This is a genomic window from Tropicimonas sp. IMCC6043 (genome assembly GCF_004146235.1).
Taxonomy (GTDB): Bacteria; Pseudomonadota; Alphaproteobacteria; order Rhodobacterales; family Rhodobacteraceae; genus Tropicimonas.
Genome location: NZ_SELO01000002.1, coordinates 337,353 through 349,551 on the forward strand (window position 1 = coordinate 337,353; position 12,199 = coordinate 349,551).

Genomic DNA, 12,199 nt, shown 5'->3' on the forward strand with positions numbered 1-12,199 from the left:
TGACCGGCCCTTGCCGGACTATCGGCAGATCGGCGCCGATTGCAATGATCCCGGCCCATCAGCATCGGACCGACGGCCGGAATGACCTTGCGAAAAGCTAGCGCAGGCTGTCGCGACGTCACGGATTGTCCGTGGCGGTCCGGATTATTAACGGATCGCCCACCTTCGTGCGGCGCCTGAGACCGCAGACTTGATTGAGACGACCCAATCCAAACCGACGCCGTTCCTGCCGCGGCGTGTCCTTAACGGATTGAAACGATGCGAATTCTTGGAACCTGCGCCGTCGCGCTGTTTGCCCTTGCACCCATGGGCGCCCTCGCCGCCCCGATCGACCCGCTCGCGCTGATGCGCGGCACCTCGGTGATCGCGCTCGGCGACCTCACAACCGAAAGCAGCGCCGATGGTGCGAACCACCTCGAAGGTCCGGCCTATATCGGCGGCGACCTGATCTCGGTTCCCGGCTCCTACGCCGCCAACCAGGACGGCTTGGCGCCGATCACGGTCGGCTCGGCCACTGGGACCCTCATCATCGGCGGAAGCACCAGCGCCGATATCGATGGCGCACAACGCGGCGATGTCGTCCTTGGCGGCAGCCACACCGGCTTGGCCGGAACCGCAACGGTCCATGACAATGTCGATGGCATTCCCTTGGCCGAAATGACCAGGGTGTTCCAGGCCCTGTCCGGCAACCTTGCCGGGCTGGACACCACTGCCGGCGCCGCGCTCGACCTGAGCAATCCCTGGAACCCGCTCTTCACCTGAGGTGCCGGCGATGACTCGATCGCGGTGCTGAACCTGACCCAGTCGGAGATGATGGCGCTGTTCGAAAACCCCGGCGCCACGGGCGATATCGGATTCGCCCTCGATACCGGCGTATCGCTCATCATCAACGTGGCGGGAACCGATATCGATGCGGATATCCGGATGAACACCGTGGATGACGCCGTCGCCTCACGCGTTCTGTTCAACTTCTACGAGGCCAACACGATCGACTTCGTAACCCCCTGGGGCAATTTCGGGGCGTCGGTGCTCGCGCCCTTCGCCGAAGTGACGACACCGCAGGGCGGTGCTTTCGGCACATTCGTGGTCGGCTCGATGATCCAGAGGGGCGAACTGCGTCCTTATGACGACCAGCAAACGGGATATGCCGGTGCTCTGCCGGATTTCCCGGACGACACGCCCGCGGTTCCGCTCCCCGCTGGTCTCCTCCTGCTGGGCAGCGCGTTCGCTCTTGCGGGCCTCCGCCGCCGCGGCTGACCCGCAGAACAGCTCTGATGTCGGAAACGGGCCCTCATGGGGCCCGTTCCTATTTCGGACGACCGCGCAGGGGTGCAATTTCCGCCCGACGCGCGGCAGGGCTTGCGCCCCCACGGGCGGTGACTATAACGCAGGCGATTTGCCCGACCATATCCGCTGCCCGGAGAGCCCCATGCCCAAGCGCACCGACATCTCGTCCATCATGATCATCGGCGCCGGGCCCATCGTGATCGGACAGGCCTGCGAGTTCGACTATTCCGGGGCGCAGGCCTGCAAGGCGCTGCGCGAGGAGGGCTACCGGGTGATCCTGGTGAACTCCAACCCGGCAACGATCATGACCGATCCGGGGCTGGCCGACGCCACCTATATTGAGCCGATCACACCGGAGGTGGTGGCCAAGATCATCGAGAAAGAGCGCCCCGACGCGCTCCTGCCGACGATGGGAGGGCAGACTGGCCTCAACACTTCCCTCGCGCTGGCCGATATGGGCGTCCTGCACAAGTTCGGGGTCGAGCTCATCGGTGCCAACCGGTCGGCGATCGAGATGGCCGAGGACCGCAAGCTCTTCCGCGAGGCGATGGACCGGATCGGGCTGGAGAACCCCAAGGCGGTGATCGCGAATTCGATGGCGGAGTGCATGGAGGCGCTGGAGCATGTCGGCCTGCCGGCGATCATCCGCCCGGCCTTTACCCTTGGTGGGACCGGCGGCGGCGTTGCCTATAACAGGGACGACTACGAATATTACTGCAAATCCGGTCTCGATGCCTCGCCGGTCAGCCAGATCCTGATCGACGAAAGCCTGCTTGGCTGGAAGGAATTCGAGATGGAGGTGGTCCGCGACAAGGCGGACAATGCGATCATCGTCTGCTCCATCGAGAACGTGGACCCGATGGGCGTGCACACGGGCGACTCGATCACCGTCGCGCCTGCGCTGACGCTCACCGACAAGGAATACCAGATCATGCGCAACGGCTCGATTGCCGTTCTGCGCGAGATCGGCGTGGAGACCGGCGGCTCCAACGTGCAATGGGCGATCAACCCCGAGGACGGCCGTATGGTCGTGATCGAGATGAACCCGCGCGTGTCGCGCTCCTCGGCGCTGGCCTCCAAGGCGACCGGCTTCCCGATTGCCAAGATCGCCGCCAAGCTCGCCGTGGGCTACACGCTGGATGAACTGGACAACGATATCACCAAGGTGACGCCGGCGAGCTTCGAGCCTACCATCGACTACGTCGTCACGAAGATCCCGCGCTTCGCCTTCGAAAAGTTCCCCGGCTCCAAGCCGGAACTGACCACGGCGATGAAATCCGTGGGCGAGGCGATGGCCATCGGCCGCACGATCCACGAGTCGCTGCAAAAGGCGCTGGCCTCGATGGAGACCGGCCTCACCGGCTTCGACGAGGTTGCCATCGACGGCCTTCCCGGCGACGAGAACATGACGCTCGCCGAGAGCGACGACCCGGTCGTGCCGCAGATCCTTGTGGGCCGGACCGAGACCGACCAGATGTCGATCGACAAGGCGGTGACACGCGCGCTGGCGCTCAAGTCGCCGGACCGGCTCCGTGTCATCGCCCATGCCATGCGATTCGGTTTTTCCGACGAGGAGATCCGAGAGATCACCGATTTCGATCCCTGGTTCCTCGCCCGGATCCGCGAGATCATCGGCACCGAGGCGCGGATCCGCAAGGCAGGCCTTCCGCTCGACGCCGAGGGCCTCCGGCAGCTCAAGATGATGGGTTTCACCGATGCCCGGCTCGCGAAACTCACCGGGCGGGACGAGGCCAATATCCGCCGCGCCCGCGAAAATCTCGGCGTCGTCGCCCAGTTCAAGCGCATCGACACCTGCGCTGCCGAGTTCGAGGCGCAGACGCCCTACATGTATTCGACATACGAGGCCCCGGCGATGGGCGATTCCGAATGCGAGGCCCGCCCCACGGATCGCAAGAAGGTCGTCATCCTCGGCGGCGGCCCGAACCGGATCGGCCAGGGAATCGAGTTCGACTATTGCTGCTGTCACGCCTGTTTCGCGCTGACCGACGCGGGCTATGAGACCATCATGATCAATTGCAACCCGGAGACGGTGTCGACCGACTACGACACCTCCGACCGGCTCTATTTCGAGCCGCTCACCTTCGAGCACGTGATGGAGATCCTGCGCGTCGAGCAGGAGCGGGGCACGCTCCACGGCGTCATCGTCCAGTTCGGCGGCCAGACGCCACTGAAGCTCGCCAACGCGCTCGAACGCGCCGGCATCCCGATCCTCGGCACCACGCCCGACGCGATCGACCTCGCCGAGGACCGCGAGCGCTTCCAAGCGCTGGTCAACGAGCTCGGCCTCAAGCAGCCCCATAACGGCATCGCCGATTCCGACGAAGCGGCGCTCGCCATCGCCGGCGAGATCGGCTTCCCGCTGGTCATCCGTCCTTCCTATGTGCTCGGCGGAAGGGCGATGGAGATCGTCCGCGACCACGCCCAACTCGAACGCTACATCTCCGAGGCCGTCGTGGTGTCTGGCGCCAGCCCGGTGCTGCTCGACAGCTACCTCTCGGGTGCCACCGAGATCGATGTCGATGCGCTTTGCGACGGCAAGCGCGTCCATGTTGCCGGAATCATGCAGCATATCGAGGAGGCGGGTGTCCATTCCGGCGACAGCGCCTGCTCGCTGCCGCCCTATTCGCTTTCCCCCGAGATCATCGGCGAGTTGAAGCGGCAGACCGAGGCGCTGGCGCTGGCACTCAACGTTGTGGGCCTGATGAACGTGCAGTTCGCGATCAAGGACGGCGAGGTCTACCTCATCGAGGTCAACCCGCGCGCCTCGCGCACCGTGCCATTCGTCGCCAAGGCGGTGGGCTCGCCCATCGCCTCCATCGCCGCCCGCCTGATGGCCGGCGAGACGCTCGACCGTTTCGAACTCGTCGACCCTCAGATCGACACTTTCGCCGTCAAGGAGGCCGTGCTGCCCTTCGCCCGCTTCCCCGGCGTCGACACGCTGCTCGGCCCCGAGATGCGCTCGACCGGCGAGGTCATGGGCTCGGACAAGAACTTCCACCGCGCCTTCCTCAAGGCGCAGATGGGCGCGGGGGTGGACCTTCCGACCGAGGGCTGCGTCTTCCTGTCGATCAAGCCCGACGACAAGACCGGCTTGCTCGAGGAGACCGGTCGCACCCTGCACGAGCTAGGCTTCGAGATCATCGCCACCCGCGGCACCGCGGCCTATCTCAAGGAATGCGGCATCCCGGCGGCCACGGTCAACAAGGTCTACGAGGGCCGTCCGAACATTGTTGACGTGATGAAGGACAGGCGCGTCCACCTGGTGATGAACACCACCGAAGGCGCGCAGGCCGTCGAGGATTCCCGCTCGATGCGCTCCGTGGCGCTGCTGGACCGGATACCATATTACACCACCCTCGCCGCCGCCCATGCCGCCGCATTGGCTATGAAGGCCCGCCGCGAGGGCGAGATCGGCGTGCGGGCGCTTCAGGACGTCTGAACCGCGCAGCTGACGGCGCCGGGTCAGTCGACGTCCCAGTCGTCCTCATGCACCAATTCGCCGATGGCGAGCCAGCTCGCGCTGGCGCAGGCTGCGGAACGGTTCGGAATAGCGAATGCCCCGGATCGCCACGCGCGGGCCGGCGCCCGACCACATTGGGCCGTTGCGCTGAAAATCCGAGAAGATCAGCGTCTCGGCGCTTTCGATGCCGATCAGGTTTCTCTGGAGCCGTTTCACCGCGCTCACTATTCCGAGCCACCGGCAAACCGGATACGCCGCCACCTCGCGGCCAGGCGCGCCGTCAGGCCGGCCCGAGATCGCCGAGCGTCGCCGCGCCGAGCTGGATCATGTTGGCCTCCAGGTCAGCCCGCAGGACGTCGTAGAGATGTCCGGGACCCGCCACGCCGAGCGCGCCGGTGGCATAGAGGAAGGCGCGGCCGAGCAGGCAGAAATCCGCCCCGAGCGACAGCGCGCGCAGGACATCGAGCCCGCCCTCGATGCCGCTGTCGAACAGGATCTTCAACCGCCCGTTCACCGCGCGGGCGATCTCGGGCAGAACGTCGATCGAGGCGGGCGCGGCGTCGAACTGCCGTCCGCCATGGTTCGAGACAACGATTCCGTCGGCGCCGAACTCCACTGCGCGCACCGCGTCGTCGGGATGCAGGATCCCCTTGACCACGAAATGGCCCGGCCAGAGGTCGCGCATCGCAGCCAGCATCTCCCAGTCGGGCCGACCATCGACCACCTTGCCGACAAAGCGGGCGGCGCCGGCAAAGGTCGCGGAGTCGAAATACTGCTCCAGCGTCCGGAAGGCGGGCAGCCCGCGCGCGAGCGTCTCCAGAGACCAGCGCGGTCGGATCGCGGCGCGCCAGATCGTCCGTGGCGTGAACTGCGGCGGCACCGAGACCCCGGCGACAAGTTGGCGCTCGCGGCGCGAGCCGACCGGCACGTCGACGGTCACAAGGAGGGTGCCGAAGCCGCTCTCCCAAGCGCGTCGGATGATATCGGCGCGGATCTCGGGGTCGACCGGCGTATAGAGCTGGAACCAGCCATTGCCCGCCGTCAGCGGCCCGATGGTCTCGGGCGCTTCGTTGGCGACCATCGAAAGGGAATAGGGAAAGTTCCGGTCCGCGGCCGCGCGGGCGATGGCACGCTCGGAACCGGGCCACATCAGGCCGGATAGGCCGACAGGCGCTGCGCCGAACGGCACCGAATAGCGGCGCCCGAAGAGTTCTGTGTCGAGCGTCGGCGTGAACCGGCCCCGGAGGACCCGCGGCACAAGTTCCACAGCGTCGAGCGCGGCGCGGTTGCGCGACACCAGGCGCTCGTGCCCGGTGCCGCTGGCAAGATATTCCCAGGCGAAGAAGGGAACGCGTCGACGCGCGCGGGCGGCGAGATAGGGGATCGAGGGGTAGCGGCTTTCCAGAGACATCCGTTTGGTCCGGCCATTGGGCGGATCGGGTCTAGGGCAGGCGGAACGGAATGCCAATGTGACATCGGCAGCGCCGGACACGCCTCTCGGGAGTCGCGGCGTATCGTGACGAGGAAGCGTCCCTATCAATAAAATGGCTGCGGCGCCCGGGTCTCCTCGGGCGCCGCCAATCCGTCCTGACGTATCGGGTTACTCGACCGTACCGATCGAGAAGAACAGCGTTTCGCCGGAATGATCGTCGACACCGTCATTGTCGGTCGAGACGAACGCCTCGCCGTTGACGTCGATCGCCAGGCCCTCGACCTTATCCTGGACATAGCCGCCAAGCTGAAGAAGGTCCGGCAGCAGGTCGCGCACCTCTTCCTTGCTTACAACCGGTAGCTCGCCGCCGAGCGCAGCAGGGACCATCTCGGCGGCGGGGATGCGGAAAATTTTCTTGGTGACCGCGGCCTCGCCGATCTGGTTGTCGCGTTCGATGACATAGACCCAGTCGCCATGCGCCACGATCTCCGAGAGCCCGACCCAGCCCTTTTCAGGCGCCACCTTCGGGTAGAGCACTGCGCCCCACTCCTTGCTCTCGGGATTGTAGGCGACGAGCTTGACGTGGTCCTTCGGATCGTCCTTCCACTCGCGCTGGACGGCCATCCAGAGCGTGTTGCCGATCCGGGTGATCCCCTCGAAACCGAAGCGTGTCTCGTTCGCCATCAGTTCCGGCGGCAGGCCGATCTCCTTCTTGATCTCGCCCTTGGCGTCGACGTTGTAGATCGCGTGCGGGATGACGCGATCGGTGCGACCTTCCGAGGCGATCCAGAATCCGCCCGCGCCGTCGAGCGTGATGCCCTCCATGTCGAGCTTCTGTGCCGGTTGGCCGGCGCGGGTCACGCGGATCGCTTCGACAATCCTGGCAGGCTTGGCGGTCGCGTCGATCGTGAAGATCGTCGGCTGCATGCCGTAGAAGCTGTCGTTCACAGCATACAGGATGCCCGGCGCTTCGGCATCGGCCACCTGTCCGGAGATCGCACCCCAGCCGACCGGCGCGCCGTTCTCCAGAGTGATCCCCTTCGAGGTCAGCATCGGGTATTGCGGCTCGCCCTCGGCGCGTTCGAAGATCATCACATGGGCGCGCACGCCGCCGTCCGGGCCGAGATCGGTTTCGTTGGCAGAAACGAGGAGGTTCCGCTCGGGGATTGCGACATAACCCTCCGGGCCGATACCCGAGGGCAGGATTTGCTCGAGCACCGGGGCGGCCGGGTCGGTCGCGTCATAGACGCCAACGACCGAGGCGCGCTCGGCGCCGATGAAGACCATCGGCGTGTCGCCGAAGGTCGCGACCTCGACCGACTCGGGTTCCACGCCCTTGTTGCCCGAACGCTTCTCCGGGTAATGGCCGATCTCGGCCACGGCATACTCAAAGGAAGTGCCGGCCTCGTAGACCACCGATCCGTCCTTGGCGAAGATCGTCCAGCCGCGTGCGCCGCCATCCATGTCGCCCTCGTTGGCGATCACGAAGTGGTTGTCGTCGAGCCACTTGACCGCATCGGGTTCGCGCAGCCGGCCCATCTGTGAACTGTCGAAGGTCAGCGCACCCTCTTCCGCGACGTCGATATTCTCGAGATCAACGGCACCGGCGGAGAAAGTCGCCGTGACGTTGCCGTCTTTGTCGACGATGGCAATGTGATTGTTCTCCTGCATCGTGACGACGGTCTCCCCGAGGGAGTTGATGTCGACGAATTCCGGCTCTGGGTCCTCAGGGGCGATCTCGGCCAGGCCGGTCAGGTCGACTGTGGTCAAGCCGTCACAAAGGGCGGTATCGCCGTCGACCGGGAGCAGCGCCAGGTATCCGGCCGGCATCTGGCCAACGCGGCCGTCGCCTGCATCCTCGTCGCGCTCGTTCTCGATGGCGACGGCGATGAAGGAGCCGTCCTTGGCCGCTGCGATCGAGTCCGGCTGACCGCCGAGGTCGCAGGTGCCCGTGACGTCCTTGGACGCGATGTCGACCACCGCGAGCTTGCCCGAGGGATTGGTATAGCTCTCGGAGGTGTTGACCCCGACAAAGGCCGTGCCGCCGATAATGGCGACCGAGGTCGGCTCGCCGTCCATGGCGATGTTGCCACCGGGCTGCGGGTGCGCCGGATCGGTGATGTCGACAAGGCCGATCGCCCCGAGCGGGCTGTCGGTATAGACCAGAGTCATGCCGTCCGGCGTGGCGGCGATGATCTCGGCGGAGGTCTCGGCGGAAATGTCCGCGCCCTCGCTCATGTTGTCCGGCGTTGCGAAGGATGCGATCCGGTTGAATGTCATGTCGGCCTGCGCCGTTCCGGCAATCAGCGCGAGCGCCGAGGAATATGCGAGAAGTCGGTTCATCTTCTGCCCCTGTTCGAGTTTATTGACGGGGGAGAAGTGACGGAAATTCGTGACAGTCACGTAACGAACCGGGACATCGGCAGCGATTTTCGCTGCTCCCGGCAGGAGGAGGCGCAGGATGATCGACCCCACGGCCTATGACAACGCCGATTTCATTCCGGGCGGCCACGGTTATTTCGACCGGTGGCCGGCGGCGGCTCGGGCCTTTCGCGAGCGCTGGCCAGCAGACCGGCAGCGCCTCGACCGCCCCTATGGCGCCGAACCGCGGCAGCGCTTCGACCTCTTCCTGCCGGAGACCGAGACGCGTGGCCTGGTGATCTTCGTGCATGGCGGCTTCTGGCGAATGGGCGGACGCGAGGACTGGTCGCACCTGGCCGCCGGCCCGCTCGCGCACGGATGGGCGGTGGCGATTCCCTCCTACCCGCTTGCCCCGGCGGCGCGGGTCTCTGAGATCACCCGTTCGATTGCACAGGCGCTTCCCGTGATTGCAGACGGGATCGCGGGGCCGCTGCTAATCGCTGGACATTCCGCGGGCGGGCAACTCGCGCTGCGGATGGTCTGCCCGGACGCGGGCCTTCCCGATGCGCTCGCTGATCGGATTGCGGGAATCCAGGCGATCTCCCCACTCGCGGACCTGAACCCGCTGCTGATGCTGCCGATAAATGCGGATCTGCGGATCGACGCGGCCGAGGCGGAGCGCGAGAGCCCGATCAACTGCCCCGCACCGCGCTGCGCCGTCGAGATCGAGGTCGGCGCGGCGGAGCGGCCGGCCTTTGTCGACCAGGCGATCCGCATGGCCGATGCCTGGCCAAAGGCGGAGTTGACGGTGACAGCGGGCAGCCACCATTTCGACGTGATCGAGCCGCTGGCCGATCCCCAAAGCGCAATGGTGGGGAGGTTGCTCTCAATGGCCGAAGGCTGAGGTAAGCGTCGTTGCTGGTGCTAGCGGCGGACCGCCCTGCGCCCCGCGCGCTGCGATCGCGACGTGTTCCAGTCGAGGATCTTCGAACGTCGGGCAATCTGGTGTTCGTCATAGGCGATCCGGACCGAACGCACCAACTCGTTCGAGAACTCGCAAACAAAGAGTGCCGGATGGCGCAGGATCGAACGTAGCATTGGCAGCATTTGCATCACGGCCCCGCCTGATGTGAGGAGAACAGGTGACCAAACTAGGCGGAAATCACGGCAGAAATTGGGCCGATTGTCGCCCGCGGGAAAACGCTGTGTCGTCGAAACGGCCCCCCGGAAACGCATCACAGTCGGAGGAAATCAGCGTCCGAAACCCGCCATCGCCTCGAAATCGATCTGTCCGAGGATCGGTTGCATCACCTCGACCGGCGCGCCGCGGGCTTGGATCAGGATCCGGTTGTCGACCAGCCCCGTCAGCTCGCCATCCTGGTCCATGAACATCTCCGAACCGATCTGGACCCGCTTGCCGATCATCAGGCCGGCGCCGCTCAGCATGCCCGCAAACCCCTGCACCATCGCGTTGTCGGCCATCAGCATCACATTGAAGCGGTCCTTGCCGCTGGCATAGGTCGCCTCCGCGCCGACGCCGCCGCCAAACATCGCCATTGCCGCGCCCATGTCGGTCTTGACCTCGCGGGTCCATCCGGTGGGTGGATTGGGCAGGAATTCGGTGAGACCCGCAGTCTTCATCTCGCGTATCAGCAGCTGGGCATAGGCCAGCTCTTCGAGCGCCTGCTGGATATTGCCGCCCTCGTAGGCCACGCGCGCCGCATCGAGGGTCTCGAGCACCTCGTCCGCCCGTGACGCGAGCGGAACGGTCGCGAGCGCGAGCGCGGCGGCAAGGACGATACGACTCATGGGAACTCCGGAAACGACGTGGCCGCCGGCATGCTAGCCGAGCCGGCAACGCTGCTCAATTGCCGGTGGTGCCCGCGGCGCCGAATTTCTCCGACCAGCAGGGGACGGGATCGCCCGGCGCCGGGCGCGCCGCGAAGACGCCGCGGGCGATGGCCCGCGCGAGGCAGGTCGCGGCAGCATGACCGAGCGCCATCGGCGTCAGCACCGGGTCGGGCATACGCTGCGCGCCGGTGGCGGCAGCAAAGACCAAGTCGCCATCATAGGGCGTGTGCGAGGGCACGAGGGCGCGGGCCATGCCGTCATGCGCCGCGGTCGCCATCCGCTGCGCCTCGGCCTGGGTCAGCGCGGCATCGGTAGCGACGATCGCGATGGTGGTGGCTTGGCCGTGCTTGAAGCCCGGCTCGGCGGCCGGGTCATGCGCTCGGACCGGCCCGAGCCCGCCGAACTCTCCCCCGAACTCCCACGCGCCGGCCCAGAATTCCGGCCCCGCGCCGACGGCGTCGCCGAGCGCATTGACCGCCACCAGCGCGCCGACGTTGATGCCGCAATCGAGCACCAGCGAGGCCGAGCCCAGCCCGCCCTTCAGGCTGCGCGTCGTGGCGCCGGTGCCCGCCCCTTCGCTGCCGAGCGCGAATGACGTGCTCGCCGCCGCCAGCGCCGCCGCGCCGAGCGCCTTGTAGGGGTTCTCGGTCCAGCCCTTGTCACCGCCATTGAGCAGGTCGAAGAGGATCGCGCCGGGGACGATGGGCACGCGCTGGCCGCCGACATCGAAGCCGCGCCCCTTCGCGCGCAGTGCATCGACCACTCCCGACGCCGCGTCGAGCCCGAAGGCCGAGCCACCCGAGAGCACCAGTGCATCGACCTGCTGCACGATCTTGTCGGGCGCGAGGAGGTCGGTCTCCCGCGTGCCCGGCGCGCCGCCCATAACATGGACCGCCGCCGTGAAGGGTGCGTCTCCGAGGAGCACGCTCACGCCGCTCCTGACCGTGTCGTCGCGCGCGTTGCCGACCTTCAGGCCCGCTACGTCGGTGATCAGGTTACGCGCGCCCGGTTGCATCAGATGCAGCGCCCGCCATCGACCCGCAGTATCGCGCCGGTCACCATGCTGGCCTCGTCGGAGCAGAGATAGCAGGCGGCGTTGCCCATGTCCTCGGGCGTCGAGAAGCGGCCGATCGGGATGGTGGCGAGGAATTTCGCCCGCATCTCGGGCGTGTCCTGCCCCAGGAAGGAAGCCAGCAGCGGCGTCTCGCCGGCCACCGGTGCGAGGGCGTTGACGCGGATGCCGAACGGCGCCAGTTCGACCGCCATTGTCTCGGTGGCGGTGATCATCCAGCCCTTGGAGGCGTTGTACCAGTTGAGCCGAGGCCGCGGCGAGACGCCGGCCGTGGAGGCGACGTTGAGGATCGCGCCGCTTCCCGCGTCCTTCATATGCGGCACCAGGTAGAGCGCGGTGAGATAGACCGACTTGGCGTTGACCGAGAGCACCCGGTCGAACTCGACTTCGCTGATCTCCTCGAGTGGTGCCGGCAGATGCGTGATTCCGGCATTGTTGACAAGGATGTCGACTGTGCCGAAGGAACGGATCGCGACATCGGCCATCTCCTGCACCGACTCCCGCGAGGAGACGTCCGTCGCCTGCGCGATGCCGCCGATCTCGCTGGCGACCGCCGCCGCCGCCTCGGCGTTGATGTCAGCAACCATGACGCGCGCGCCCTCGGCGGCAAATTTGCGCGCAATGCCGGCGCCGAAGCCCGACCCTCCGCCGGTCACGATCGCTGTCTTTCCGTCCATCCGCATGGCCTGTCTCCTCCACTGTGCAGGCGCAGGAG

The 12,199-nt window shown here is 66.4% G+C and carries 9 protein-coding genes and 1 pseudogene; 3 read left to right on the top strand and 7 right to left on the bottom strand.

Going from position 1 to position 12,199, the window contains the following annotated elements; translation table 11 throughout:
- Positions 1–345 precede the first annotated feature (345 nt).
- Together EU800_RS29080 and carB are read left to right on the top strand one after the other, a co-directional pair.
- Positions 346–1,257 (top strand): annotated as a pseudogene (locus EU800_RS29080) (collagen-binding domain-containing protein).
- Between the two features lie 172 nt (positions 1,258–1,429).
- Positions 1,430–4,747 carry a carbamoyl-phosphate synthase large subunit gene (gene carB, locus EU800_RS03940; RefSeq protein WP_129628754.1) on the top strand — a complete coding sequence of 1,106 codons (3,318 nt, stop codon included), beginning with the start codon at positions 1,430–1,432 and terminating at the stop codon, positions 4,745–4,747.
- 45 nt (positions 4,748–4,792) lie between these two features.
- Here the strand turns inward: carB and EU800_RS03945 are convergent, their stop codons facing one another.
- From EU800_RS03945 to EU800_RS03955, 3 genes are all read right to left on the bottom strand, one after another.
- Positions 4,793–4,993, bottom strand: coding sequence for a hypothetical protein (locus EU800_RS03945; protein WP_242500397.1), 201 nt, complete (start codon positions 4,991–4,993; stop codon positions 4,793–4,795).
- 55 nt (positions 4,994–5,048) lie between these two features.
- Entirely contained in the window at positions 5,049–6,179 is a 1,131-nt protein-coding gene (locus tag EU800_RS03950) for an alpha-hydroxy acid oxidase (RefSeq protein ID WP_129628756.1), read from the bottom strand.
- A gap of 189 nt (positions 6,180–6,368) precedes the next feature.
- Positions 6,369–8,543 carry an esterase-like activity of phytase family protein gene (locus EU800_RS03955; protein WP_129628758.1) on the bottom strand — a complete coding sequence of 725 codons (2,175 nt, stop codon included), beginning with the start codon at positions 8,541–8,543 and terminating at the stop codon, positions 6,369–6,371.
- A 118-nt stretch (positions 8,544–8,661) separates the two neighbouring features.
- Here EU800_RS03955 and EU800_RS03960 point away from each other — a divergent pair, with 118 nt between their 5' ends.
- Positions 8,662–9,465 carry an alpha/beta hydrolase gene (locus EU800_RS03960; RefSeq protein ID WP_129628760.1) on the top strand — a complete coding sequence of 268 codons (804 nt, stop codon included), beginning with the start codon at positions 8,662–8,664 and terminating at the stop codon, positions 9,463–9,465.
- A gap of 20 nt (positions 9,466–9,485) precedes the next feature.
- Here the strand turns inward: EU800_RS03960 and EU800_RS03965 are convergent, their stop codons facing one another.
- The 4 genes from EU800_RS03965 to EU800_RS03980 form a co-directional block, all read right to left on the bottom strand.
- Entirely contained in the window at positions 9,486–9,674 is a 189-nt protein-coding gene (locus tag EU800_RS03965) for a hypothetical protein (RefSeq protein ID WP_129628762.1), read from the bottom strand.
- Positions 9,675–9,812: 138 nt separating this feature from the next.
- Positions 9,813–10,370: a hypothetical protein gene (locus EU800_RS03970; protein WP_129628764.1), complete on the bottom strand. Its 558-nt coding sequence runs from the start codon at positions 10,368–10,370 to the stop codon at positions 9,813–9,815.
- Between the two features lie 55 nt (positions 10,371–10,425).
- Entirely contained in the window at positions 10,426–11,427 is a 1,002-nt protein-coding gene (locus EU800_RS03975; protein WP_129628766.1) for a P1 family peptidase, read from the bottom strand.
- Positions 11,427–12,167: a glucose 1-dehydrogenase gene (locus EU800_RS03980; protein WP_129628768.1), complete on the bottom strand. Its 741-nt coding sequence runs from the start codon at positions 12,165–12,167 to the stop codon at positions 11,427–11,429. The genes EU800_RS03975 and EU800_RS03980 overlap by 1 nt, the downstream gene beginning before the upstream one ends.
- Positions 12,168–12,199 lie beyond the last annotated feature (32 nt).